Source organism: Trinickia mobilis (assembly GCF_017315705.1).
In the GTDB taxonomy this organism is placed as follows: domain Bacteria; phylum Pseudomonadota; class Gammaproteobacteria; order Burkholderiales; family Burkholderiaceae; genus Trinickia_A; species Trinickia_A mobilis.
In genome coordinates, this window is the sequence record NZ_JAFLRF010000041.1 from 33,643 (window position 1) to 55,949 (window position 22,307).

The 22,307-nt window shown below is 64.5% G+C and carries 20 protein-coding genes; 3 read left to right on the plus strand and 17 right to left on the minus strand.

The window, feature by feature from the left end; all coding sequences use genetic code 11:
• Positions 1–13: 13 nt before the first annotated feature.
• The 17 genes from trpB to J3489_RS31380 all read right to left on the minus strand — a co-directional run bounded on the left by trpB (position 14) and on the right by J3489_RS31380 (position 18,388).
• Entirely contained in the window at positions 14–1,207 is a 1,194-nt protein-coding gene (gene trpB / locus J3489_RS31300; RefSeq protein WP_207004693.1) for a tryptophan synthase subunit beta, read from the minus strand.
• Positions 1,208–1,271: 64 nt separating this feature from the next.
• Positions 1,272–1,976 carry a phosphoribosylanthranilate isomerase gene (locus J3489_RS31305; RefSeq protein WP_242540456.1) on the minus strand — a complete coding sequence of 235 codons (705 nt, stop codon included), beginning with the start codon at positions 1,974–1,976 and terminating at the stop codon, positions 1,272–1,274.
• Complete coding sequence (gene truA / locus J3489_RS31310) at positions 1,973–2,782, minus strand: tRNA pseudouridine(38-40) synthase TruA (RefSeq protein WP_207004719.1); 810 nt, start codon at positions 2,780–2,782, stop codon at positions 1,973–1,975. Before truA ends, J3489_RS31305 begins: the two co-directional genes overlap by 4 nt.
• Before the next feature lie 11 nt (positions 2,783–2,793).
• Entirely contained in the window at positions 2,794–5,403 is a 2,610-nt protein-coding gene (locus tag J3489_RS31315; RefSeq protein ID WP_207004695.1) for a FimV/HubP family polar landmark protein, read from the minus strand.
• Positions 5,404–5,535: 132 nt separating this feature from the next.
• Positions 5,536–6,657 (minus strand): aspartate-semialdehyde dehydrogenase, encoded by a 1,122-nt coding sequence (gene asd, locus J3489_RS31320; protein WP_207004696.1) that lies wholly within the window; start codon positions 6,655–6,657, stop codon positions 5,536–5,538.
• Positions 6,658–7,058: 401 nt separating this feature from the next.
• Positions 7,059–8,126, minus strand: coding sequence for a 3-isopropylmalate dehydrogenase (leuB, locus tag J3489_RS31325; protein WP_207004697.1), 1,068 nt, complete (start codon positions 8,124–8,126; stop codon positions 7,059–7,061).
• A gap of 116 nt (positions 8,127–8,242) precedes the next feature.
• On the minus strand, positions 8,243–8,908 hold the full coding sequence (gene leuD / locus J3489_RS31330; protein ID WP_207004698.1) for a 3-isopropylmalate dehydratase small subunit: 666 nt from the start codon (positions 8,906–8,908) through the stop codon (positions 8,243–8,245).
• 26 nt (positions 8,909–8,934) lie between these two features.
• On the minus strand, positions 8,935–9,078 hold the full coding sequence (locus J3489_RS31335; protein WP_207004699.1) for an entericidin A/B family lipoprotein: 144 nt from the start codon (positions 9,076–9,078) through the stop codon (positions 8,935–8,937).
• 4 nt (positions 9,079–9,082) lie between these two features.
• Positions 9,083–10,492 carry a 3-isopropylmalate dehydratase large subunit gene (leuC, locus tag J3489_RS31340; RefSeq protein WP_207004700.1) on the minus strand — a complete coding sequence of 470 codons (1,410 nt, stop codon included), beginning with the start codon at positions 10,490–10,492 and terminating at the stop codon, positions 9,083–9,085.
• Positions 10,493–10,728: 236 nt separating this feature from the next.
• Positions 10,729–12,063 (minus strand): argininosuccinate synthase, encoded by a 1,335-nt coding sequence (argG, locus tag J3489_RS31345; protein WP_207004701.1) that lies wholly within the window; start codon positions 12,061–12,063, stop codon positions 10,729–10,731.
• Between the two features lie 371 nt (positions 12,064–12,434).
• The gene (gltA, locus tag J3489_RS31350; protein WP_207004702.1) at positions 12,435–13,736 is read right to left on the minus strand and encodes a citrate synthase; all 1,302 of its coding nucleotides are present in this window, start codon (positions 13,734–13,736) and stop codon (positions 12,435–12,437) included.
• A gap of 68 nt (positions 13,737–13,804) precedes the next feature.
• Positions 13,805–14,077, minus strand: coding sequence for an FAD assembly factor SdhE (locus J3489_RS31355; RefSeq protein ID WP_207004703.1), 273 nt, complete (start codon positions 14,075–14,077; stop codon positions 13,805–13,807).
• Between the two features lies 1 nt (position 14,078).
• Entirely contained in the window at positions 14,079–14,783 is a 705-nt protein-coding gene (locus J3489_RS31360; protein ID WP_207004704.1) for a succinate dehydrogenase iron-sulfur subunit, read from the minus strand.
• An 85-nt stretch (positions 14,784–14,868) separates the two neighbouring features.
• Positions 14,869–16,644 (minus strand): succinate dehydrogenase flavoprotein subunit, encoded by a 1,776-nt coding sequence (gene sdhA / locus J3489_RS31365; RefSeq protein WP_207004705.1) that lies wholly within the window; start codon positions 16,642–16,644, stop codon positions 14,869–14,871.
• Positions 16,645–16,648: 4 nt separating this feature from the next.
• A complete protein-coding gene (gene sdhD, locus J3489_RS31370) occupies positions 16,649–17,017 on the minus strand; it encodes a succinate dehydrogenase, hydrophobic membrane anchor protein (RefSeq protein WP_207004706.1) in 369 nt (122 codons plus the stop codon).
• 3 nt (positions 17,018–17,020) lie between these two features.
• Positions 17,021–17,437 carry a succinate dehydrogenase, cytochrome b556 subunit gene (gene sdhC, locus J3489_RS31375; RefSeq protein WP_207004707.1) on the minus strand — a complete coding sequence of 139 codons (417 nt, stop codon included), beginning with the start codon at positions 17,435–17,437 and terminating at the stop codon, positions 17,021–17,023.
• A 147-nt stretch (positions 17,438–17,584) separates the two neighbouring features.
• Entirely contained in the window at positions 17,585–18,388 is an 804-nt protein-coding gene (locus tag J3489_RS31380; RefSeq protein ID WP_207004708.1) for a GntR family transcriptional regulator, read from the minus strand.
• 453 nt (positions 18,389–18,841) lie between these two features.
• Between J3489_RS31380 and J3489_RS31385 the strand changes: the two genes are divergently transcribed.
• The 3 genes from J3489_RS31385 (at position 18,842) to prpB (ending at position 22,101) form a co-directional block, all read left to right on the plus strand.
• Positions 18,842–19,825: a malate dehydrogenase gene (locus J3489_RS31385; protein WP_207004709.1), complete on the plus strand. Its 984-nt coding sequence runs from the start codon at positions 18,842–18,844 to the stop codon at positions 19,823–19,825.
• 304 nt (positions 19,826–20,129) lie between these two features.
• Positions 20,130–21,143 (plus strand): HpcH/HpaI aldolase/citrate lyase family protein, encoded by a 1,014-nt coding sequence (locus J3489_RS31390; protein WP_207004710.1) that lies wholly within the window; start codon positions 20,130–20,132, stop codon positions 21,141–21,143.
• A 58-nt stretch (positions 21,144–21,201) separates the two neighbouring features.
• On the plus strand, positions 21,202–22,101 hold the full coding sequence (gene prpB, locus J3489_RS31395; protein ID WP_207004711.1) for a methylisocitrate lyase: 900 nt from the start codon (positions 21,202–21,204) through the stop codon (positions 22,099–22,101).
• The last annotated feature ends 206 nt before the right edge of the window (positions 22,102–22,307 follow it).

Genomic DNA, 22,307 nt, shown 5'->3' on the forward strand with positions numbered 1-22,307 from the left:
ATCGCGGCGGCGCTCAGAACTGGATGCCCGATCGCTCGGCGACCGTGTGCATGTCCTTGTCGCCGCGGCCCGACAGGTTGACGAGCAGGTGCTTGTCGCGGGGCAGCGTAGGCGCCAGTTTCGCCGCATACGCTAGCGCATGGCTCGACTCGAGCGCCGGAATGATGCCTTCGATCCGGCAGCAGTCGTGGAACGCCTTGAGCGCTTCGACGTCCGTGATGGTCACATATTGCGCGCGGCCGCTGTCCTTCAGCCACGCGTGCTCGGGACCGACGCCCGGGTAGTCGAGGCCCGCCGACACCGAATGCGTCTCGATGATCTGGCCGTTCTCGTCCTGCATCAGATACGTGCGGTTGCCGTGCAGCACGCCGGGGCTGCCCGCCGTCAGCGAAGCCGCATGGCGGCCGGTCTCGATGCCGTCGCCCGCTGCTTCGACGCCGATCAGCAAGACCTGCGTGTCGTCGATATACGGATAGAAGATGCCCATCGCATTCGAGCCGCCGCCGACGCAAGCGATCACCGCGTCCGGCTGCCGCCCGGTCAGCTCGGGCATCTGCACCTTGCATTCGTCGCCGATCACGCGCTGGAAGTCGCGCACCATCATCGGATACGGGTGCGGCCCCGCCACCGTGCCGATGATGTAGAACGTGCTTTCGACGTTCGTGACCCAGTCGCGCATGGCTTCGTTGAGCGCATCCTTGAGCGTGCGCGAACCGGATTCGACGGGCACGACGGTCGCGCCGAGCAGCTTCATCCGGTAGACGTTCGCGGCCTGGCGGCGCACGTCCTCGGCCCCCATGTAGACGACGCATTCCATACCGAAGCGCGCGGCGATCGTCGCCGTGGCGACGCCGTGCTGACCTGCGCCCGTCTCGGCGATCACGCGCGGCTTGCCCATGCGCTTTGCGAGCAGCGCCTGGCCGATCACGTTGTTCACTTTGTGGGCGCCGGTGTGGTTCAGGTCTTCGCGCTTCAAGAACACTTGCGCGCCGCCGAGCAGCTCGCTCCAGCGCCGGGCGTGATAAATCGGCGAAGGACGGCCGACAAAATACTTCAATTCGCGCTGATATTCGGCGATGAAGTCGGGATCTTTCTGGAATTTCTCGTAGGCGACACGCAGCTCGTCGAGTGCGTGAACCAGCGTCTCGGCGACGAACGTGCCGCCATAGGGGCCGAAATGGCCGCGTTGATCGGGTAAGTTGTACATGTTGTCACTCTCGGCAGGGGCGGCACGGCGATGGGTTCGAAACCTTCAAGCCGCACCGCTTCAATCATCCGGCGTCCGCCTCGCGCACCGTGCGCACGAACGCCGCCATCCGGGCGTGATCCTTCACGCCCCTGGCGCCCGGCACTTCGATGCCGCTCGAGACATCGACCGCGAACGGGCGCACGCGATGGATCGCATCACTGACGTTTTGCGCGTTCAACCCACCACTCAAAACGGCCCGATGCCCGAGCTCTGCTGGAATAAGTGACCAATCGAAAGTCTTCCCGCCGCCGCCGTAGCCCTCGACGTGTGCGTCGAGCAACAGACCGCTGGCTGATGAATAGTTAAGCGCCGATTCTACCAAATCGGCTTGCCGAGTATCCGCGGCAATGCGTATTGCGCGCAACCATGGCAAACCCGCTAGATTGGCGAGCTTTTCGCACTCTTCCGGCGATTCGTCGCCGTGAAATTGCAGCATTGTGAGCGGAACGTTGCTCGTGACCTCGCTGATCCAGTCGGGCGCCGGATTCACGAAAAGCCCCACCACCGAGACGAATGGCGGAATATCGTGCGTCAAGTCCACGGCGTCGGCGACGCCGACCGAGCGCGGGCTCGGCGGGTAGAACACGAGGCCGAACGCGTCGGCGCCCAGATCGATCGCATGCGCGACGTCTTCCTGGCGCGACAGGCCGCACAGCTTGATGCGCGTGCGGTGCGGCACGGCGCGTTCGTGTGTTGCGCGGGATTGCTGGGATGAGGCGTCGTTCATGGTGTCGGTCGGTCGTTCCATACGTCGCTCCACGGCACGCTGCCGAGATGGGTAGGCGGCACGGCGAATGTCTCAGGATAACCGACATGGGCGAGATAGAGCCCCTCCGGCATGAACGTCGGCGCGGCGCGGTTGCGGTCGCGGCTCGCGAGCACTTCGGAGAGCCACGCAACCGGATAACGGCCGCGGCCGACGGCGACGAGGCAGCCCATCAGGTTGCGCACCATGTGGTGCAGGAACGCATTCGCGCGAAAGCGGAAATGGATCAGATCGCCCTGCGCGCGGATGTCGATCTCGTAAAGGTGCTTGACGGGCGTCTTTGCCTGGCATTCCGACGAGCGGAACGCCGAAAAATCATGCTCGCCGATCAGGCACGCGGCAGCGGCGCGCATCGCCTCGACATCGAGAGGCGTATGAGTCCAGCCCGCGCGGCCCGCGAGCATCGGCGAGCGCACGGGATTGACGTAGAGCGCGTAGTAGTACGTGCGCTCGAACGCCGAGAAACGCGCGTGGAACGTCTCCGGCACGACCTTCGCCCACTGGACGGCAACCGTTTCCGGCAAGAACGCGTTCGTCCCTCGCACCCACGAGAATTCCGCGCGATCGAGGTCCGTGTCGAAGTGGACGACCTGGCCGAGCCCGTGCACGCCGGTGTCGGTGCGGCCCGCGACGACCGTCGAGAGCGGCGCCTGCGCGAATTCGCGCAGCGCGCGCTCGAGTTCGTCCTGGACCGTCTTGCCGTGCGGCTGGGACTGCCAACCGCAAAACGCCGTGCCGTCGTACTGGATGCCGAGAGCGATTCGCATCACGTGCGGCATCAGGACAGCGGCGCGAGCGTCGACAGCATCGAGCGGGCGTCGTTGCGCGTGGCCGCGTCGTTCGATTCGATCACTTCGTTGATCAGCGTGCGCGCGCCTGCGATGTCGCCGAGCTCGATGTACTCGGCCGCGAGGTCGAGCTTGTTGCGGGCGATCTTCGCGAGTTCTTCCGGCGTGAACGTCGGCAGCGGCGACGCGGACGCCGGCAGGTCCAGATCGAAGTTGAGATTCATCGCGCCGAAACGCGCGGCGCCCAGGCCGGCCACCGACGCGGAGCCCGCAATGCCGGCTTCGATCGCGTCGGCAGCGTGCGGCGGTTCCGGCTCGAACGGCGGTACGGCCTGTTGCTCGGTAATCTCAGGCGCGACGACGGGTTGCGTCGTCAGCGAAACGGGCGACGGCACGGCGATTTCGTCATGCGAAGCGTGCAAGGGCTCGGCCGGGCCCAATTCAATACGCGGCGGGAGTGAGAAGTCCAGGCTGCTGAGCGCGGAAATCGCTTCGGACGGGAACGGCGGCGGCGGGGCCAGATCTTCGGCCGTGTCGTGGGCCGTGTCGTGGGCCGATGCCGTGGTGCCATCGTGCGACGGCGCGGGTTCGGCGGTTTCCCACTCCGTTGCCGCCGCAGCCGTCGGCAAATCGCCTGCCGGCGCCTCGGGCTCGGCGTGCGGCCATGTTAGTTCGGGCGTGGGCGGTGTAGCCGTCTCGGCGTGCGGCGCGGTCTCGTTCTCACGCGATTTGGCCGCCTCGACCCGGGCCGCGATGGCTTCGAGACGGGCCGCGATCGCATGGGTTCGCGACGCGGCGTCGTTGGCGCGAGACTCGGCGTCTGCTGCGTGCGCAGCGGCTGCGGCCGCGGACGGCGTGGGGTCCGTCGTTGCCGGCGCGGGCTCTTCAGCCTGCGGCGGGGCTTGCTCGTCGTGCGCAATGGCGGGTTCCGCGTTCGGCTCGGCCAACGGCTCGCCAGCCTCAGCGTGATCGGCGGCTTCGCTCAGCGGCTCGGCCTTGGTTTCGCCGGCAACGCCCATCGCAGCGTCGGCAAGCGCACCGTCTTGCGCGTCCGCCGACGCCTGCTCCGGCATGTCGAACGAAGACATTCCGCCCCCGCTCGATTCGAGCGGCGCAACGCCAGCACCGGGAGCCGCGCCCGGATCGGCATACAACGGGTTATGGGGATCCAGCTGACGTCCCAGCGACGCCACATGGCGCCAATTCGGCCCGCGTCCACCGGACAAATGCCAGATGCGCTTGGCGATCTCGTCGAAACGGGCGACATCGCGCCGCTCCGCGTACATGCCGACCAGGCCCATCAGCGCGCTCTTGCTGTTCGGGCTGTCTTCGAGGGTCGCGAGGTATTCGGCTTCGGCGGCGTCGCCGGACGGCGCTTTGGAGGCGTCCTTGGATGCGTCACGGCCTTGCTGCGAAATTGCGACGTCGGCGCTCGCATCGTCGGCCGGCGGCTCGGCTGCGGACTTTCCGGCCGGTGCGGCGCCGGCCTCGTCGGATGCCGCGCGTACGCGCTTCTCGATCCTCTCCTCTGCCGCCGCAGCCGCAGCAGCGGCACGCCTGCGGCTGCGCATGACCAGACCGACGATCAACACGAGCAAGGCCGCGACCGCCGCGGACAGCGCGCCGATATTGATCTGCCATCCGTTGAAGCTGAATTCGCCAGCGGTCGCACGCGGCGCGGGCGCCGCTGCCGCCACAGCCGGGCTGCTAACCGGCTCCGCCGCGACTGTCGCTCCTGAAGCACTGCTCGCGGCTAAGGTTTGCGGGCCGGTCGAAGGACGCGCCTTGGCGGCAGGCGCACGATTTCCCGCGTCCGGCCGTGCTGTGCCGAAGCCGTGCTGTTGAAGCGCCATCAGGACGCGGTTCTTGAGCGCAAGCAACTGCTGAAGACTGGACACATGCGGCTGCGCCGAAGACGCCGCCGCAGTCGCGACCGCAGGCGCCGACGCACCGCCCTCCTCGGCGGGAGCGCTGGCAGTCTGCTGAATCGCGCCGGTCCAGCCGTGCTGGCCGGCCGCCTCCGCCGAAGCGGGAAGCGCTGCGCTCGCGGCGCCCGGATTCGACGCTGCCAGCGCGGCAGCGGAAGCCGAAGCACTGCCCGCCTGTGCGGGGACGCTGCTCGCAGGCACAACGGCGCTCGCGGCGGACGCAGCCGTTGCCGCCAATTCCGACGCCGCGCCGGCAGCCTCCGCCTCCGACGCAGCCACATTCCCCGTGGCATCGAGCGACGGAACATTCAACACCGCCCCGACCTTCATCCGGCTCGGATCGCCGCCCATAAACGCTTTCGGATTCGCGTCGAACAGCGCCTTCGCGGCATGCGACAACACCGTCCGGTCGTGCGACTGCGTCACCTCGATCGCGACGTCGTTCAGCGACTGCCCCGCCTTGACCGTGTATTGCGTGCCGGATAGCGGCACTGCCTGACTTGCGGCAGCCGAAGCGCTCGCCGCCGCACTGGCGGAGGCAGCGGAATCGGCCGCAGCGGCATGCGCTGCCGCGCCAAACAGCGCGCACGCCATCGCGATCGCAGTCGTCCTGCCGAACGCAAAACGAACGAACTGGCGCACCAAACCACGCGAGGTAAATCGTACGATCATGGGTACTTTCGGCGCGTCGAAGCGCGGCCCTAGTTGGCGTTTTGGAAAGGGCAAGATGGAGCCAAATGAAAAAAGCGCCGCGGAGCACGCGACGCTTTTGATTTTCTACGCGTCTTGAGCGCGTAGTTTACTTTACTTGTCGAGCAGAATGCGCAGCATGCGGCGCAGCGGCTCCGCGGCGCCCCACAGCAGCTGATCGCCGACGGTGAACGCCGACAGATATTCGCCGCCCATCGCAAGCTTGCGCGTACGGCCGACCGGCACCGACAACGTGCCCGTCACCACGGCCGGCGACAGATCGCGCATCGACGCTTCGCGCGTGTTCGGCACCACCTTCACCCAATCGTTGGCCGAGGCGAGGATGCTGTCGACTTCGTCGAGCGGCACATCCTTCTTCAGCTTGATCGTGAGCGCCTGCGAGTGGCAGCGCATGGCGCCGATCCGCACGCACAGGCCATCGACAGGAATCGAGCCCGGGGTGCCCATTGCCGGCTTGCCGAGGATCTTGTTGGCTTCGACGCCGCCCTTCCACTCTTCCTTCGACATGCCGTTGCCGAGGTCCTTGTCGATCCACGGAATCAGCGAGCCCGCGAGCGGCACGCCGAAGTGCTCGGTCGGCATGTTGTCGCCGTTCATCGCGGACAGCATTTTGCGGTCGATATCGAGAATCGCCGACGACGGATCGGCCAACTCGGACTTCACCGCGCCGTGCAGCGTGCCCATCTGGCTCAGCAGTTCGCGCATGTTCTGCGCGCCTGCGCCCGATGCGGCCTGATACGTCATCGCCGTGATCCAGTCGACGAGGTTTTCGCGGTACAGGCCGCCCAGCGCCATCAGCATCAGGCTGACGGTGCAGTTGCCGCCGATGAAATTCTTCGTGCCCTTGACGAGCGCGTCCTTGATCACGTTCAGGTTCACCGGATCGAGGATGATGACCGCGTCGTCCTTCATGCGCAGCGACGATGCCGCGTCGATCCAGTAGCCGTTCCAGCCCGCTGCGCGCAGCTTCGGGAACACGTCGTTCGTGTAGTCGCCGCCCTGGCAGGTGATGATGACATCGCACTTCTTGAGGTCGTCGATGCTCGACGCGTCTTTGAGCTTGGTCTCGTTCTTCGCGAACGACGGCGCATTGCCGCCCGCGTTGCTGGTGCTGAAAAACACCGGTTCGATCAGATCGAAATCGCGTTCCTCTTGCATACGTTGCATCAGGACGCTGCCGACCATGCCGCGCCAACCTACGAGACCTACGTTCATGACTAACCCTTGGAGTGGACGCTTCCCCGCAACTTTGCCCGGCGTGACCGCGCGGGGAAGACGAGCGGGCACGGCGGACGATCAGCGTTTCGTGATCGTTTTACGGGTAATCGATTTAATGACGCTAATGGCGAATGCGCTCGCACGGGCCGTTTCGCCGTGGAGCTTTGCAATCGAAGAGATTTTGGATATCTGCGCCATCGCGACAATATACACGAAAACCTGGATCGGGCGCCCCCTCGCAAAACGTAACGTTTGCGTAAAGTCACACCCTGTATAGCGTATTTCGAACGAACGGACCGCTTTATCAGGCGGTCCGCTCGCTGATTGATGCGCAGTCCTGTGCGCATCGGACGGTGTGCCTCGGGCTACGCGTCCCGGACTACGCGCCCCGGTAAAACTTACAGCGCCGCGACGACCGCGTCGCCCATCGCCGCCGTGCCGACCTGCTTGCTCCCTGGCGTCGCGATATCGCCGGTACGGTAGCCCTGCTCGAGCACCTTCTTGACCGCGTTCTCGATGCGATCGGCCTGCTCGGCGCGGTTCAACGAATAGCGCAGCATCATCGCAGCCGACAGGATCGTCGCGAGCGGATTGGCAACGCCCTTGCCGGCGATATCCGGCGCCGAGCCGTGCGACGGCTCATACAGGCCCTTGTTGTTCGCATCGAGCGACGCAGAGGGGAGCATGCCGATCGAGCCCGTGAGCATGGCGGCCTCGTCCGACAGGATGTCGCCGAACATGTTGCCGGTCACGATCACGTCGAACGCCTTCGGCGCCTTCACGAGCTGCATCGCCGCGTTGTCGACGTACATGTGCGACAGCACGACATCCGCGTATTCCTTCGAGACGTCGATCATCACATCGCGCCAGAACTGCGACGTTTCGAGCACGTTGGCTTTATCCACCGACGTCAGCTTCTTGCCGCGCTTTTGCGCGGCCTGGAACGCGACGTGCGCGATGCGGCGCACTTCAGGCTCCGAGTAGCGCATCGTGTCGAAGCCTTCCTTCGCGCCTTCGAACGTGCCGTCGGGCGACTGGCGGACGCCGCGCGGCTGGCCGAAGTAGATGTCGCCGTTCAGCTCGCGCACGATCAGGATGTCGAGACCCGACACGATTTCCGGCTTCAGCGACGAGGCATCCGTCAATTGCGGATAGCAGATCGCCGGGCGGAAATTCGCGAACAGCTGCAAGTGCTTGCGCAAACCGAGAATCGCCTGCTCGGGACGCAGCGCGCGCTCGAGCGCGTCGTACTTCCAGTCACCGACCGCGCCGAACAGGATCGCGTCGGCTTCCTTTGCGAGCGCGAGTGTCGATTCCGGCAGCGGATGCCCCTGTGCCTCGTAGCCCGCGCCGCCGACGGGCGCTTCCTCCAGTTCGAATTTTTCGCCGAGGGCATTGAGCACCTTGACCGCTTCGTTGACGATTTCCGGGCCGATGCCGTCGCCGGGCAGCACTGCGATCTTCATGCGCGTGTTCCTTTTGTCTGTAGTGAGTTCGTTGCGGCGAACGCGCCTGGCACGAGGCTTACGCGTTCATGGGCGCGGCACGGCGAGCCATGCGGCACGCCGTGCGCCGGATGACGTCAGCCGACGCTCCGGGGGCCGGCTATCCGGTGATTGAGCCAAGGCTGCTTCGCGAGCCGCTCGGCTTCGAACTGGCGGATTTCGTCCGCGTGACGCAGCGTGAGGCCGATATCGTCGAAACCGTTCAGCAGGCAGTACTTGCGAAAGCCCGCGACTTCGAACGGATATTCGCGGCCGTCCGGCGCGCGCACCACCTGCGCCTCGAGATCGACGGTCAACTGATAGCCGTTGAACGCATGGGTTTCGTTGAACAGATGATCGACTTGCTGCTCGGTCAGCACGATCGGCAGAAGGCCGTTCTTGAAGCAGTTGTTGTAGAAGATGTCCGCGAAGCTCGGCGCGATCAGCGCGCGGAAACCGTATTGCTGCAGCGCCCACGGTGCGTGTTCGCGCGAGCTGCCGCAGCCGAAGTTCTTCCGCGCGAGCAGCACCGATGCGCCCTGATAGCGCGGCTGGTTCAGCACGAAGTCCGGGTTGAGCGGGCGCTTCGAGTTGTCCTGGCCAGGCTCGCCGTGGTCCAGGTAACGCCACTCGTCGAACGCGTTCGGGCCGAAGCCCGTGCGCTTGATCGACTTCAGAAACTGCTTCGGGATGATCGCATCGGTATCGACATTCTCGCGATCGAGGGGCGCAACGAGGCCCGTGTGCACAACGAATTTATCCATGATCTATCACTCGAACCTGTCGTTCGTTAATCGGCGGCTTTCTTGATGGCGTGGCCTGCGTCGCTCATGTCCTGGCCGAAGCCGGCGACCGTGTTGCAGCCCGCCAATCCGAGCAGCGCGCCGGCCAAAGCGAACAAAGCGGCGCGGCGCCAAATCGTTAGTGCCTTCATTCGTTCACCCCAGCTTGCGGATATCGACGAAGTGCCCTTCGATCGCCGCTGCCGCGGCCATCGCCGGGCTCACCAAGTGCGTGCGGCCGCCGGCCCCCTGGCGCCCTTCGAAGTTGCGATTCGACGTGGACGCGCAGCGCTCGCCCGGCTCGAGCCGGTCGGCGTTCATCGCGAGGCACATCGAGCAGCCCGGCTCGCGCCATTCGAAGCCGGCTTCCGTGAACACTTTGTCGAGCCCTTCGCGCTCGGCCTGCGCCTTCACCAGACCGGAGCCCGGCACGACCAACGCGAGGCGGATGTTCGGCGCGACGCGCCGGCCCAGCTTCTTCACGACATAGGCGGCGGCGCGCAGGTCTTCGATGCGCGCATTCGTGCACGAGCCGATGAAGATCTTGTCCGGCTTGATCGATTCGATCGGCAGGTTCGGCTCCAGCGCCATGTATTGCAGCGCGCGCTCGATCGCGCCGCGCTTGACCGGGTCTTTCTCGCGCTCCGGATCCGGCACGCGGCCATCGATCGACGTCACCATTTCCGGCGACGTGCCCCACGTCACTTGCGGCACGATCTCGGCCGCATTCAGCTCGACCACACGATCGAACTGCGCGTCCGGATCGGACTTGAACTGCTTCCAGTACGTCGCCGCCTGATCCCACTCGACGCCCGTCGGCGAGAACGGACGGCCCTTCAGGTATTCGACCGTGGTGTCGTCGACGGCAACCATGCCGGCGCGCGCGCCCGCTTCGATCGCCATGTTGCAGACGGTCATGCGGCCTTCCATCGACAGCGCGCGAATCGTCGAGCCGCCGAATTCGATCGCGTAGCCCGTGCCGCCCGCGGTGCCGATCTTGCCGATGATCGCGAGCACGATGTCTTTCGCCGTGCAGCCGCGCGGCAGCGGGCCCTCGACCTTCACGAGCATGTTCTTGCTCTTCTTTTGCAAGAGCGTCTGCGTGGCGAGCACGTGCTCGACTTCCGAGGTGCCGATGCCGTGCGCGAGCGCGCCGAACGCGCCATGCGTGGACGTGTGCGAATCGCCGCAGACGATCGTCATGCCCGGCAGCGTCGCACCCTGCTCGGGCCCGATGATGTGAACGATGCCCTGGCGCAGGTCGTTCATCTTGAATTGCGTGATGCCGTAGGAATCGCAGTTCGCGTCGAGCGTATCGACCTGCAGCTTCGAGACGGGATCGGCGATGCCGTGGCTGCGGTCGGTGGTCGGCACGTTGTGATCCGACACCGCGAGGTTCGCGCTGATACGCCACACCGGGCGCTGATTCAGCTTCAGGCCTTCGAAGGCCTGCGGGCTCGTGACTTCATGCAGCAGATGACGGTCGATGTAGAGCAGGGTCGTGCCGTCTTCTTCCGTGTGGACGACGTGCGAATTCCACAATTTGTCGTAGAGAGTCTGTGCCATGGTATGCGGGGTAGTAGTGACGTCGGGCAATCCCGGTTCGGTCGATTATGCCACGCATAGTGCCCGCACGGCACCGCACATTTCGCAAAAAAGCGATTAAAAACAGGGGGTTGGGTGGTAGTGGCGGTACCTGGATCGCGGTTACCCGGCAATCGGTCCGGCGCTTTTCGAATCATTTAAGTGCGCCTGGATTGGATACGGAGGCGGCTCCATATCCAATCTGCAGCCCAATGGGCTTACTCGTCGTCGCCCTTCAATTGCGGAAGCGCGGACGCCTCGCCCGGCGTCAGCAAGCCCGCTTTCGCGTAGATGCGCAGCTTGTCGCGCGTATCGGTGATGTCAAGGTTGCGCATCGTCAGCTGGCCGATGCGGTCGCGCGGCGAGAACGTCGATTCGCCCTTCTCCATCGTGAGCCGTTCCGGCTGATACGTCAGGTTCGGCGAGCTCGTGTTCAGGATCGAATAGTCGTTGCCGCGGCGCAGTTCGATCGTGACTTCCCCCGACACCGCGCGCGCCACCCAGCGCTGCGCCGTTTCGCGCAGCATGATCGCCTGCGAGTCGAACCAGCGGCCCTGATACAGCAGGCGCCCGAGACGGCGGCCGTTCTCGCGGTACTGCTCGATCGTGTCTTCGTTATGAATGCCGGTGATGAGGCGCTCGTAGGCGATGTAAAGCAGCGCAAGCCCGGGAGCCTCATAGATACCGCGGCTCTTCGCCTCGATGATCCGGTTTTCGATCTGGTCGCTCATGCCGAGGCCGTGACGGCCGCCGATCCGGTTCGCCTCCAGCAGCAATTCCACCGGATCCGAAAATTCGACGCCGTTCAGCGCCACCGGATGGCCCTCTTCGAAGCGGATCGCCACTTCTTCGTGTTTGACCGCTACGTCTTCGCGCCAAAACGCGACGCCCATGATCGGCGACACGATCTTGATGTTGCTGCCCAGGCTTTCGAGGTCCTTGGCTTCGTGCGTCGCGCCCAGCAGGTTCGAATCGGTCGAATAGGCCTTTTCAGCCGACATCTTGTACTCGAAGCCCGAACGGCGCATGAACTCCGACATCTCCGCGCGGCCGCCCAGTTCGTCGATGAACGTCTGGTCGAGCCACGGCTTGTAGATCTTGAGGTCCGGGTTCACGAGCAGGCCGTAACGGTAGAAACGCTCGATGTCGTTGCCCTTGTACGTGCTGCCGTCGCCCCAGATGTTGACGCCGTCCTCCTTCATCGCGGCGACGAGCATGGTGCCCGTGACCGCGCGGCCGATCGGCGTCGTGTTGAAGTACGTGACGCCGGCCGTGGAGATATGGAACGCGCCGCTTTGCAACGCCGCAATGCCCTCCGCAACCAGTTGCGCCCGGCAATCGATCAGCCGTGCGCCTTCGGCGCCGTACTGGAGCGCGCGCTTGGGAATCTGGTCGTAGTCGTCCTCGTCCGGCTGCCCCAGATTCGCGGTGTAGGCGAACGGGACGGCCCCCTTGATGCGCATCCAGTGAAGCGCGGCGCTGGTGTCCAAGCCGCCGGAGAACGCGATACCGACCTTTTGACCGGTCGGAAGATTCTGAAGAATGGTGCTCATGAGGAAAACCGTTTAATGGAGGTCAGGAGAAATTTCATGTCGAAGTATTCAACACGAGCCGGTATCGAGGCAAGCCTCGCCGGCGCGGGGCGCATTTGCGGCATCGAGCAGGCTGGATAGGCCTGCTATTTTAACCGCCCGGGGAAGCCGCCCCTATTTCGGCACGGGCATCAATGAACTACCCCCACGCTCACTATCGTTCGCTGCCCCCCGAGGGGGCCGATGCCTCCCTTGGGGCGGCCCAGCGGGAGGCATCAAAAAAACACCCCAACGGCACTCGCCATTGGGGTGTTTGCATGTGACCTGCGTCATCGCCGAGCTTCGCGCGAGCGCACGACTCCAACCGTGCGCCCTGCTCGCTCAGCCGCGCATCAACGCTGTGCCAGCGGCTTCGCCACGCGCGGCGTTTCGCCGATGAAGAGCTGCCGCGGACGGCCGATCTTCTGCTCGGCTTCCGAGATCATTTCGTTCCATTGCCCGATCCAGCCCACCGTACGCGCCATCGCGAAGATGCAGGTGAACATCGAGGTCGGGATGCCCAGCGCGCGCTGCACGATGCCCGAGTAGAAGTCGACGTTCGGGTACAGCTTGCGCGACACGAAGTATTCGTCTTCGAGCGCGATCTTTTCGAGCTGCATCGCGAGCTTGAACAGCGGATCGTCGTGCAGGCCCAGTTCTTCGAGCACTTCGTGGCACGTTTCGCGCATCAGCTTCGCGCGCGGATCGTAGTTCTTGTACACGCGGTGACCGAAGCCCATCAGCTTCACGCCCGAGTTCTTGTCCTTCACCTGCTTGATGAATTCGGGGATGTTGTCGACCGAGCCGATCTCTTCGAGCATGTTCAGCGCGGCTTCGTTCGCGCCGCCGTGCGCCGGGCCCCACAGACACGCGATGCCGGCCGCGATACACGCGAACGGGTTCGCGCCCGACGAGCCCGCGAGACGCACCGTCGACGTCGACGCGTTCTGCTCGTGATCAGCGTGCAAGATCAGGATGCGGTCGAGCGCGCGCACGAGCACGTCGTTGACCTGGTACTCTTCGCACGGGTTCGAGAACATCATGCGCATGAAGTTTGCGCTGTACGACAGTTCGTTCTTCGGATAGACGAACGGCTGGCCGATGCTGTACTTGTACGCCATCGCGACGAGCGTCGGCAGCTTCGCGATCATGCGGATCGCCGAGATATCGCGGTGACGCGGGTTATTGATATCGAGCGAGTCGTGATAGAACGCCGAGAGCGCGCCGACCGATGCGACGAGAATCGCCATCGGGTGCGAATCGCGGCGGAAGCCGCGGAAGAAGAACTGCATTTGCTCGTGGACCATCGTGTGCTTCGTGACGGTATCCACGAACTCCTTCTTCTGCGCGACGTTCGGCAACTGGCCATTCAAGAGCAGGTAGCAGGTTTCGAGGAAGTCGGCGTTTTGCGCGAGGTTGTCGATCGGATAGCCGCGGTACAGCAGCTCGCCCTTGTCGCCGTCGATGTAAGTGATCGCCGAGTTGCACGACGCCGTCGACATAAAGCCCGGGTCGTACGTGAATTTGCCGGTTTGGCCGTAGAGCTTGCGGATATCGATCACATCCGGGCCCATCGTGCCCTTGTAGATCGGCAACTCAACGCTAGGCGAATTGTCGCTGAACGATAGCGTGGCTTTAACTTCTGACGGGGTCATAGCATCCTCAATCGAAGGTTTTATTACGGGTCGATAAATTGCACGCGGCGCCGCTAACGGCACGGCGCTCACACAGCGCGCAACAGCCCCAAGATCCGGATCACGTCCGGGCCGGCAAGGTCGCCTTCCGGTTCCTTGCGCGAGAGAAGCAAGTCCATCAGGTCGTTATCGCTCAGCTCGAGCAGGCGCGTAAGCGCGCCTACGTCGTCATCGCTGAGATCATGCTCGTATCGGCTGAAGAAACGCTCGAAGATGAGATCGTTTTCCAGCAATCCGCGCCGGGCGCGCCAGCGAAGGCGCGCCCGGCGAAGCGGGTCGGACTGGTGCGAAGTACTGTCCATCTCAGACCGCGCGCCGCACCATCAATTCCTTGATCTTGCCGATCGCCTTCGTCGGGTTGAGGCCCTTCGGGCACACGTCGACGCAGTTCATGATCGTATGGCAGCGGAACAGACGGTACGGATCTTCAAGGTTGTCGAGACGCTCGCCGGTTGCCTCGTCGCGGCTGTCCGCGATGAAGCGGTAGGCTTGCAGCAGGCCGGCGGGACCGACGAACTTGTCCGGGTTCCACCAGAAGCTCGGGCACGAGGTGGAGCAGCTAGCGCACAGAATACACTCGTACAAGCCATCCAGCTCGTCGCGCTCTTCCGGCGACTGCAGGCGCTCTTTCTCCGGCGGCGGCGTGTCGTTGATCAGATACGGCTTGATCGAGTGGTACTGGTTGAAGAACTGCGTGAAGTCGCAGATCAGGTCGCGGACGACGGGCAGGCCCGGCAGCGGACGCAGCACGATCTTCTGCGGCAGGTCGTTCAGGTTCGTCAGGCACGCGAGGCCGTTCTTGCCGTTGATGTTCATCGCGTCCGAACCGCACACGCCTTCGCGGCACGAGCGGCGGAACGACAAGGTCTCGTCGAGCGCCTTCAGCTTGATGAGCGCGTCGAGCAGCATGCGCTCGTGCGAATCGATTTCGATTTCGTACGTCTGCATGCGCGGGGCCGCGTCCTTGTCCGGATCGTAGCGGTAGATTTCAAAAATACGTTTTGCCATTTCAGAGTCCTTTGATTTGGCTCTCAAGGAACCGCCGAGGCGCCTTGCGGGCGAATCCCGGCGTCAAGCAACCAGTACGGAGCGCTTAGAACGTACGCGCCTTCGGCGGCACCGACTCGACCGTCAGCGGCTTCAGCTGCACCGGCTTGTAGTCGAGGCGATCGCCCTCGCTGTACCACAGCGAGTGGCGCAGCCAGTTCTCGTCGTCGCGATGCTCGTAGTCGTTTTGCGCATGGGCGCCGCGGCTTTCCTTGCGGGCCTCTGCCGACACCATCGTCGCGCGCGCCACTTCGATCAGGTTCGCCAGCTCGAGCGCTTCGACGCGCGCGGTGTTGAACACCTTCGACTTGTCCTTCAGGTGCACGTGGTCGACGCGCTCCTTCAGCTCGTTGATCTTCTGGACGCCCTCGGCAAGCAGCTGCGAGTTGCGGAACACGCCTGCATGCGCCTGCATGTTCTTGCGGATGTCGCCTGCGATCACCTGCGTGTACTCGCCCGAGCTCGACTTTTCGAGCTTGTCGAGACGCGACAGCGCGAAATCGGCGACATCGGCCGGCAGCGGCTTGTGGTCCTTGATTTCCTTGACGTGCTTGACGATGTGATTGCCCGCCGCGCGGCCGAACACCACGAGATCGAGCAGCGAGTTCGTGCCGAGGCGGTTCGCGCCGTGCACCGACACGCACGAGCATTCACCGACCGCGTAGAAGCCGTGGATCGGATCGGAGTGGCCCTTCGACGTGCCCACAACCTGGCCGTGGATGTTCGTCGGAATACCGCCCATCTGATAGTGGATGGTCGGCACGACCGGGATCGGCTCCTTGATGCAGTCGACGTTCGCGAACTTCAGCGCGATTTCGCGGATCGACGGCAGACGCTTCATGATCGTCTCGGCGCCGATGTGCGACAGGTCGAGCAGCACGTGATCCTTGTTCGGACCCACGCCGCGGCCTTCCTTGATTTCCTGGTCCATCGAGCGCGAGACGAAATCGCGCGGCGCCAGGTCCTTCAGCGTCGGCGCGTAGCGCTCCATGAAGCGCTCGCCGTCCGAGTTGCGCAGAATGCCGCCCTCGCCGCGCACGCCTTCGGTGATCAGCACGCCCGCGCCCGCCACGCCGGTCGGGTGGAACTGCCAGAACTCCATGTCCTGCAGCGGGATGCCCGCGCGCGCCGCCATGCCAAGGCCGTCGCCGGTGTTGATGAACGCGTTGGTCGACGCCGCGAAGATCCGGCCCGCGCCGCCCGTGGCGAACAGCGTGCACTTGCCTTCGAGGATGTAGACGTCGCCCGTCTCCATTTCGAGCGCGGTCACGCCGAGCACGTCGCCGTCCGCGTCGCGGATCAGGTCGAGCGCCATCCATTCGACGAAGAACTGCGTCTTCGCCGCAACGTTTTGCTGATACAGCGTGTGCAAGAGGGCGTGGCCGGTACGGTCGGCTGCCGCGCAGGCGCGCTGCACGGGCTTTTCGCCGTAGTTCGCGGTGTGGCCGCCGAACGGGCGCTGATAGATCGTGCCGTCCGAGTTGCGGTCGAACGGCATGCCCATGTGTTCCAGTTCGTAGACGGCGTGCGGCGCTTCACGGCACATGAACTCGATCGCGTCCTGGTCGCCGAGCCAGTCGGAGCCCTTGATCGTGTCGTAGAAGTGGAAGTGCCAGTTGTCTTCGCTCATGTTGCCGAGCGAGGCGCCGATGCCGCCTTGCGCGGCGACCGTGTGCGAACGCGTCGGGAACACCTTCGAGAGCACGCAGACCGACAGGCCGGCGCGCGCGAGTTGCAGCGAAGCGCGCATCCCCGAGCCGCCTGCGCCGACGATGACCACGTCGAAGCGGCGACGCGGCAGAGAATTCTTGATTGCAGCCATGCTTTTACACTCTCCAGAGAATCTGCGCAGCGTAGCCCGCACACGCGAGCAGCCAGACGATCGTCAGCGCTTGAAGGACCAGACGCACACCGACGGGCTTCACGTAGTCCATCCAGATGTCGCGGATACCCACCCACGCGTGATAGAAAAGCGACAGCAGCGTGACGAACGTCGCGAGCTTCATCCATTGAGTGGCGAAGATCGACGCCCAGCCGTCATAGGAAAAGTCTTGTGCGCCAAAGAACCAGGCGAGCAGGATGACGGTGTAGATCGCCATGATCGTGGCGGTGACGCGCTGCGCGAGCCAGTCGCGCAGGCCGTAGTGCGCGCCGACGACCAGGCGCTTCGAGCCGATTCGGTTATTGGCTGACATGTTTTAGAAAGCTCCGAATAGTTTGAGCGCGAAGACGATGGTGAGGATCGAGGACACGACGACGACGACGAGCGACGTCTGCTTGCCCTTTTCCTTCGTCACGGCGTTGTGGTTCGTATCCATCACGAGGTGACGGATGCCGGCGCAGAAGTGAAACAGGAAGGCCCACGCGAGAACCAGCGTGATGAGCTTGACGATGACGTTGGAGAGGAAGCCCTTGAAGACTTCGAAGCTGAGCTCGGAAGTGAGGCTTTGATCGAAGAGGTAAAGCAGGAACGGAAGGAATATGAAGAGCAACGCACCGCTCACGCGATGCAGGATCGACACACGCCCCGCTAGCGGGAGACGATATGCCGTCAATATCTGACCGATACCGATGTTCCGGTACTCCGGTCTCGGTTTTTTTACGGCTTCTGCCATGCTAGACCCCTACTATGTAGTCACACTAATCCACAATTTTAGCGCCTTTTTATATCGCAACGCAGCGAAAACCTACTCGGACGTTTTGCACCGCGCGCCACATTGGCGCCCCGAGACCCGCCTCCACAAAGGCGCTGCGGGCTCCGCTCAACTCAAATCGTTCTGATAGTAATACCCGGTTGTGACATACCAACCGCGACGCACTTCGACAGCCCGGTCCCCGTATGTATAGGACACGCGCTCGACCGACAGCAACGGAAATCCTGGCGGCACCCCGAGCTGGTCGGCCACGGACGGCTCGGCCGCCACCGCGCGAATCTTCTCCGACGCCCGAATCATCCGCGTGCCGAACTCCGTCTCGAACATCGCATACAGGGGGCCTTTATACTCGCTTAAGCGCTCCAGCGTGAGTCCGCGAAACACGCCGCCCGGCAGCCAGATCTCGTCGAGCACCGTGGTTTCGCCGTCGAACTGCAGGAGGCGCTTGATCAGCACGACGGGATCGGCCGGCTTCAAGTCGAGCTGGCGCGCGATCTCGGCCGGCGCGCGCAGGCGGCGGCATTCGAGCAGCTTGCTGATGTGGGGATGCTCGGCGCCGTCGTCGGCGAGCAGGCGCAGGAAGCGGAATTGGGCCCGGTCTTCGTTGTGCGTGGCAACAAACGTCCCTTTGCCCTGGCGCCGCACGAGCAGGTTGTCGGCGGCGAGTTCGTCGATCGCCTTGCGCACCGTGCCCTGGCTGACCTTATAGCGGACCGCCAGTTCGACCTCGCTCGGGATGATCTCGCCGGGCTTCCATTCGCCCGATTCGAGGCTCTGCGTGATGAGCCCTTTGATCTGCTGATAGAGCGGACTGAAGGTCGGCGACGGCGCATTCGTGCCGACGCCATCGCCTGCCCCGCCAGAGGCCGCCGCGCCGATCGGATTCACTGTGCCTGCCGGGTTCGCATTCATGCGCGCATTTCATCACAAACGCCGCTTTCGCGTCCAGATTTTTCCCTGCAACACATCTATCTTATATAAGACATAAGATACGGTTGACTTTGTGTTGCCCCCCTCCTAAACTCCAACGCGAGCCAGGGTTTGCGGGTTATGCGAAGCGCTTCCCGCCAGCCGCGAAACGCTTGAGCGTAAGCCTTGCGAGTTGCGCGCTGCTGCAATCGCCGGCGCCGTCGAGCGGTCCGGCAGGCGTCATCGACCGCCTTCGAACACCCCCATTCCCCGCTTCGCCGCACCCTTTGCGGCACCGGTTATCCGGCATGGCGGCATTGCCCGCAGCGCCAAGCCCGGCGCGGTTTCCGGGCCTTTCGCGCAGCGCCGTTGCCCCATGCTCCATTCACGCTTCGCGTAACGCGCATAGAATGGCGTTTTCCCTAGCGTCCAACGCATCGTCCTGGAGATTTCTCAATGGCTAAGCCCGCAAAGCGTGTCGCCGTCACCGGCGCCGCAGGTCAAATCGGTTACTCGCTGCTGTTTCGTATCGCCAACGGCGATCTGCTCGGCAAAGACCAGCCGGTCGTCCTGCAACTGCTCGACCTGCCGCAAGCGCAGGCGGCCGTGAAAGGCGTCGTGATGGAGCTCGAAGACTGCGCGTTCCCGCTGCTCGCGGGCGTCGTGGTCACCGACGACCCGAAAATCGCCTTCAAGGATGCCGACGTCGCCCTCCTGGTCGGCGCCCGTCCGCGTTCGAAGGGCATGGAGCGCAAGGATCTGCTGTCGGCCAACGCCGAAATCTTCACGGTGCAAGGCAAGGCGCTCAACGCAGTCGCGAGCCGCGACGTGAAGGTGCTCGTGGTCGGCAACCCGGCCAACACCAACGCCTACATCGCGATGAAGTCGGCGCCGGACCTGCCGAAGAAGAACTTCACCGCCATGCTGCGCCTCGACCACAACCGCGCGCTGTCGCAACTGGCCGCCAAGTCGGGCAAGCCGGTCGCGTCGATCGAAAAGCTCGTCGTGTGGGGCAACCACTCGCCGACGATGTACCCCGACTTCCGCTTCGCGACCGTCGAAGGCCAGTCGCTGACGAAGCTGATCAACGACGACGAATGGAACCGCAACACCTTCATCCCGACCGTCGGCAAGCGCGGTGCGGCGATCATCGAAGCGCGCGGCCTGTCGTCGGCGGCGTCCGCGGCGAACGCCGCGATCGACCACGTGCGTGACTGGGTGCTCGGCACGAACGGCAAGTGGGTGACGATGGGCATCCCGTCGGACGGCTCGTACGGCATCCCCGAAGACATCGTCTACGGCGTGCCCGTGGTTTGCCAAAACGGCGAGTACAAGCGCATCGAAGGCCTCGAAATCGACGCGTTCTCGCGCGAGAAGATGGACGGCACGCTCAACGAACTGCTCGAAGAGCGCGACGGCGTGCAGCACCTGCTCGGCTAAATGCCCGAAGCGCGCCGGAACCCGTTGCTGCTTGAGGGGTTTCCGGCATTTGTCTGCGAAGACAGGCGCCGAAGGTCCGCTTACCGGCTTATCGAGCGGACCGCGAACGCCAGTCTTCGCACCTGATTCGGGCGCGTTTTGCAGCGAATCCGGTGCAGTCCGGCCGTTTTCATCGTTAGCCGCCGCTCATCGCCGACGACGGCGGCAACCGGCCAGCCTGCCAGCCTGCCAGCGACGATCAAGCGCGACAGAACTCACCCGAATCAGGTTTTTTTCCCGACGACCCACGCTCCCGACGCCGAAGATGCGCGCACTCCTCCCTGCCGTTGTGCTGTTTGACGGCGAAGCGCCACCCGCCATCCTGCCTGCCTGCGACCACTACGCGGGCAGCGAGAAGCTGATGCTCAAATCGCTGGCGCTGCAGGCGCAGCTTGGGCCCGTGTTCGACGTCACGCTCGATTGCGAGGACGGCGCCGAAGTGGGCCGCGAGGCCGAGCACGCGGAGCTGGTCGCGTCGCTCGTCGGCGGCGAGCACGACAGATTCGGCCGCGTCGGCGTGCGCATCCACGATTTCGATCATCCGCACTGGCGCGACGACGTCCGGCTGATTCTGCGCGGCGCGGCGCGCGCGCCCGCCTACATCACGCTCCCGAAGATTCGCCATGCGGGCGATGCTGCCGAAATGTGCGCGTTCATCGAAGCCACGCGCCGCGAACTCGGGATCGCGAAGCCCCTTCCCGTCCAAGTGCTGATCGAGACGCACGGCGCGCTGGCGCAGGCGTTCGCGCTCGCGGCGCTGCCGGCCGTCGAAGCGCTCTCGTTCGGGCTGATGGACTTCGTCTCCGCGCATAACGGCGCGATTCCCGATTCGGCGATGCGCTCGCCCGGCCAGTTCGACCATCCGCTCGTGCGCCGCGCGAAGCTCGAGATCGCGGCCGCGTGTCATGCGCACGGCAAGGTGCCGTCGCATAACGTGAGCACCGAGGTGCGCGACATGAGCGTCGTGGCGAACGATGCCGAGCGCGCCCGCAACGAATTCGCCTACACGCGGATGTGGAGCATCCATCCGGCGCAGATTCCCGTGATCGTCGCCGCGTTCGCGCCGCGCGACGAGGAGATCGCGACCGCCGCCGAAATCCTGCTCGCAGCGCTCGCCGCGCAATGGGGACCGACGCGCCACGGCGATACGCTGCACGATCGCGCGAGCTACCGCTACTACTGGTCGGTGCTGCGCCGCGCGCGGGCCACGGGCCGACGGCTGCCGCCGGAAACCGCGCCGCTCTTCGGCCCTGACGCCACCTCCCAGGAGGCAGAATGAACAGCCCCTACACTCACTATCGTTCGCTGCCCCTCGGGGCGGCCCAGCGGGAGGCATCATGACCTACACCTCGGCAAGCACGTCCCCCGGCGCGGCATTCCGCGCGGCGGTCGCGGCGGAAAAGCCGCTGCAAGTCGTCGGCACGATTAATGCCAATCACGCGCTGCTCGCGAAGCACGCGGGCTTCAAGGCGATCTATCTTTCCGGCGGCGGCGTCGCGGCCGGCTCGCTCGGGCTGCCCGATCTGGGCATCTCGACGCTCGACGACGTGCTGACCGACGTGCGCCGCATCACCAACGTCTGCGACCTGCCGCTGCTCGTCGACGTCGATACCGGCTTCGGCCCTTCCGCGTTCAATATCGCGCGCACGGTCAAGGAGCTGACGAAGGCCGGGGCGGGCGCGATGCACATCGAAGACCAGGTGGGCGCGAAGCGCTGCGGGCACCGGCCGGGCAAGGCGATCGTCTCGCAGGACGAGATGGTCGACCGCATCAAGGCCGCCGTCGATGCGCGCACCGATTCCGATTTCGTCATCATGGCGCGCACCGACGCACTCGCAGTCGAGGGGCTCCAAGCGGCGATCGACCGGGCCTGTGCGTGCGTCGAAGCAGGCGCGGACATGATCTTCCCCGAAGCGATGACCGAACTCGGCATGTACCGGCAGTTCGCGCAAGCCGTGAAGGTGCCGATCCTCGCGAACATCACCGAGTTCGGCGCGACGCCGCTCTTTACCGTGGACGAACTGCGCGGCGCGGACGTGTCGCTCGTGCTGTACCCGCTCTCCGCGTTTCGTGCGATGAATAAGGCGGCCGAAAACGTTTACGGCGCGATTCGCCGCGACGGCACGCAACAGGCCGTGCTCGACACGATGCAAACGCGCGAAGAGCTGTATCAGAGCATCGGCTACCACGCTTACGAGCAGAAGCTCGACGCGCTGTTCAGCAAAGACAAGGTGTGAACATGAGCGCCCCCACCTGTCGCTTCGCGCCAGCCCCCCAAGGGGGTCAGGAAAGCTTGGGGCGGCCCGGCGCTTTCTTGAGGCGCAAGGAGAACGAGAACAGATGAGCGAGACGACGACGCAAAGCGCCCCCGGCTTCAAGCCGAAGAAATCGGTGGCGCTCTCGGGCGTGACGGCGGGCAACACCGCGCTGTGCACGGTCGGGC

Excerpts from the sequence above, each read along its gene's own strand:
- trpB (WP_207004693.1), bottom strand. The coding sequence starts at position 1,207 with ATGTACAACTTACCCGATCAACGCGGCCATTTCGGCCCCTATGGCGGC.
- J3489_RS31305 (WP_242540456.1), bottom strand. The coding sequence starts at position 1,976 with ATGAACGACGCCTCATCCCAGCAATCCCGCGCAACACACGAACGCGCC.
- truA (WP_207004719.1), bottom strand. The coding sequence starts at position 2,782 with ATGCGAATCGCTCTCGGCATCCAGTACGACGGCACGGCGTTTTGCGGT.
- J3489_RS31315 (WP_207004695.1), bottom strand. The coding sequence starts at position 5,403 with ATGATCGTACGATTTACCTCGCGTGGTTTGGTGCGCCAGTTCGTTCGT.
- asd (WP_207004696.1), bottom strand. The coding sequence starts at position 6,657 with ATGAACGTAGGTCTCGTAGGTTGGCGCGGCATGGTCGGCAGCGTCCTG.
- leuB (WP_207004697.1), bottom strand. The coding sequence starts at position 8,126 with ATGAAGATCGCAGTGCTGCCCGGCGACGGCATCGGCCCGGAAATCGTC.
- leuD (WP_207004698.1), bottom strand. The coding sequence starts at position 8,908 with ATGGATAAATTCGTTGTGCACACGGGCCTCGTTGCGCCCCTCGATCGC.
- J3489_RS31335 (WP_207004699.1), bottom strand. The coding sequence starts at position 9,078 with ATGAAGGCACTAACGATTTGGCGCCGCGCCGCTTTGTTCGCTTTGGCC.
- leuC (WP_207004700.1), bottom strand. The coding sequence starts at position 10,492 with ATGGCACAGACTCTCTACGACAAATTGTGGAATTCGCACGTCGTCCAC.
- argG (WP_207004701.1), bottom strand. The coding sequence starts at position 12,063 with ATGAGCACCATTCTTCAGAATCTTCCGACCGGTCAAAAGGTCGGTATC.
- gltA (WP_207004702.1), bottom strand. The coding sequence starts at position 13,736 with ATGACCCCGTCAGAAGTTAAAGCCACGCTATCGTTCAGCGACAATTCG.
- J3489_RS31355 (WP_207004703.1), bottom strand. The coding sequence starts at position 14,077 with ATGGACAGTACTTCGCACCAGTCCGACCCGCTTCGCCGGGCGCGCCTT.
- J3489_RS31360 (WP_207004704.1), bottom strand. The coding sequence starts at position 14,783 with ATGGCAAAACGTATTTTTGAAATCTACCGCTACGATCCGGACAAGGAC.
- sdhA (WP_207004705.1), bottom strand. The coding sequence starts at position 16,644 with ATGGCTGCAATCAAGAATTCTCTGCCGCGTCGCCGCTTCGACGTGGTC.
- sdhD (WP_207004706.1), bottom strand. The coding sequence starts at position 17,017 with ATGTCAGCCAATAACCGAATCGGCTCGAAGCGCCTGGTCGTCGGCGCG.
- sdhC (WP_207004707.1), bottom strand. The coding sequence starts at position 17,437 with ATGGCAGAAGCCGTAAAAAAACCGAGACCGGAGTACCGGAACATCGGT.
- J3489_RS31380 (WP_207004708.1), bottom strand. The coding sequence starts at position 18,388 with ATGAATGCGAACCCGGCAGGCACAGTGAATCCGATCGGCGCGGCGGCC.
- J3489_RS31385 (WP_207004709.1), top strand. The coding sequence starts at position 18,842 with ATGGCTAAGCCCGCAAAGCGTGTCGCCGTCACCGGCGCCGCAGGTCAA.
- J3489_RS31390 (WP_207004710.1), top strand. The coding sequence starts at position 20,130 with ATGCGCGCACTCCTCCCTGCCGTTGTGCTGTTTGACGGCGAAGCGCCA.
- prpB (WP_207004711.1), top strand. The coding sequence starts at position 21,202 with ATGACCTACACCTCGGCAAGCACGTCCCCCGGCGCGGCATTCCGCGCG.